The following is a 2,275-nucleotide window of genomic DNA, read 5'->3' on the forward strand; positions in this document are numbered from 1 at the left end:
CCCGCCTCTTTTTCGCCTGGCGCTCCTCGTAGAGGCCTTTCCTTTTGAGAATCCGGCCCACCGAGGAGGAGGATAGCGAGATGCCGTGGTCCCTCTTTAAGATTACCGCTATCTTGTGCCTGGACCAGGCGGGGTACTCCCTTCTGAGGTTGACCACCAGCTCCACCGCCTCCCAGGGGATGGCGCTTTCCCTTCTCCTCTTGGGGGCCCGGGAGAGCTCCTCCAGTCCTGGGAGGCCTCTTTTCTTGAACCTCCGCCACCACTTGTAGAAGGTGGTGCGGGAGATGCCGTAGTAGCGGCAGGTGAGGGAGGCATTGCCGCATCTTCGGTAATGGTCCATCCAGCGCAGCCTCCTTCTCGCCTCCCGGGAGAGGTTCTCGCCGCACATCCTCTCCAGTTTCCATTGCCGGGGAAGCCTGGTGTGATAGATACTGGTAGTGGTTCCAACTGAACCCTTCATTTGGACACCTTGTATAGAAAAAGTCGCCCCAGGCGGGCGGCTTTTCCGTTTAGAATGACAAACAAAATGTCGGGGGAGGCCTCGGAGGTTCCTTAGGGCGAGGACCCTTGGAAGGAGACTGGTCCTCCGGAACCCGTGACCGATTCCTGATAGACTTCCTGGGGCTTTAGACCTCTGATCATTGCGCAAGGCTGGAGTCGCGGGCTTCAGGAGGCCTCCCGGCAAGAAGAAAGGAGGCGATGTGGAAAAGATCTTCTTCGGACTGGATGTGGGGGGAAGGTTCCACAGGCTGTGTTTCCTCGATGAGAACAAGAAACCCCTGGGAAGGGAGCTCACCATTCCCGACGACCTGGAGGGCTTCTGCGCCCTCCAGGAGGAGATGGAGAGGCTCCGGGAGAGGTATCCGGAGGCCCTATTCCACGGGGGGGCGGAGGCCACTGGGATCTACTGGCGCAACATCTTCTCCTTCTTCAGGAGATGCCTTCCCTGGGTGAAGCTCTCCCTCCTCAATCCCCTGCAGACGAGGCGCTTCAAGGAGCTGGAGCTTGACCGGGTGAAGACCGACGCAGAAGATGCCCGCTCCATAGCCCGCTTCGTGGCTACCTTCGAGCCCGAGGCCGCGCCCGATCTTCCGGCGGAGTACATGGACCTCTGCGAGCTCTGCCGTTTCCGCAAGCTCAAGGCTACCGAGCACGCCCGCTACCTAAATCACCTGCACAAGTACCTGAAGCAGGCCTTCCCGGAGCTCTGCGGCAAGGTCAAGAGGGGCGCGGGCTTAAGATATCTTGCCCTGCTCACGCGCTTCCCCACCGCCTGCGAAGTGCGCCGGGCGGAGGTATCCGAGATCGCCTCCCTCTCCTTCGGGAAAAGGGGCTTCCGGCTGGGGGAGAAATTCGCCCGGGAGGTGAAAGAGCTGGCCGCCCGCTCCTGCGCCTCGCAGCACGGACCGGGCATAGGGTTCGCCCTGCGCTCCCTATCGGCCAACCTGCTCCGCATAAGGGAGGAGCTGAAGGCCTTGGAAGAGAAGATCACCGAGCTCTACCAAGCCTTCCCCGCCACCCCTCTCTTTACCATCCCCGGCATAAGCTCCCTGCAGGCGGCGGTGATGGAGGCGGAGATAAAAAGCGTGGGGCGCTTTCCCTCCGCCAAGCACCTGGTGGGGTACGTGGGGGCCTACCCGGAGCTACGGGAGTCCGGGGAGTCCAAGCTCGGAAAGCCCCGCATGAGAAGGAAGGGCAACCGCTACCTGAACCAGGCGGTCTACCTCTCGGTGCTTGCGGCCATCTCCCCTCGCTCCGGGGACAACGCCGTCAAGCACTTTTACTGGTCCAAGGTGGCGGAGGGCAAGGATCGCATGGTGGCCCTGGGGTCGGCCATGCGCAAGATGACCCACATCATCTACGGAGTGCTCATGAGCGGAAAACCCTACGACCCCACCTATGAGTATCCGGAAGACGGGTTCGAGGTGCGCTTCGTGGACCGGGAGAAGGGCTGCTTCGTGGGGGATGAGGACATATCCTCCCGCGAGAAGGTCATGCCCATCCGTTACAAGAGGGCCACCGCCCCAAGGCCTCGTAAGGCCGATGCGAGAGGTCGAGTGGCCCTGAAGTCACAATAGCATATGGCATTCTCTCATCACAGATTCCCTCCGGTAGCGAGGTTCTCCGAGGGCTTACTCGACTACTGCCTAAAACATAAATCCGGCTTTTTACGCCTTGGGGTTGACTTTTTCTATGACTTCTCCTTGCTTCGCTTCTTGTACTACAAGGCAAGTATAGGGGGTGTCCACCATGTTTCTGAACCTAGACAACAACC

The 2,275-nt window shown here is 60.3% G+C and carries 2 protein-coding genes; one reads left to right on the forward strand and one right to left on the reverse strand.

What is annotated here, in order from left to right:
* Positions 1-460: helix-turn-helix domain-containing protein (locus tag ACP5PX_RS07905; RefSeq protein WP_428085409.1), on the reverse strand; the 460-nt coding region annotated here is incomplete at its 3' end.
* Positions 461-641: 181 nt separating this feature from the next.
* Here ACP5PX_RS07905 and ACP5PX_RS07910 point away from each other — a divergent pair.
* Entirely contained in the window at positions 642-2,078 is a 1,437-nt protein-coding gene (locus ACP5PX_RS07910) for an IS110 family transposase (RefSeq protein ID WP_428085410.1), read from the forward strand.
* Positions 2,079-2,275: the final 197 nt, after the last annotated feature.

The sequence above is a fragment of the Hadarchaeum sp. (SeqCode) genome, from assembly GCF_049969415.1.
Taxonomy (GTDB): Archaea; Hadarchaeota; Hadarchaeia; order Hadarchaeales; family Hadarchaeaceae; genus Hadarchaeum.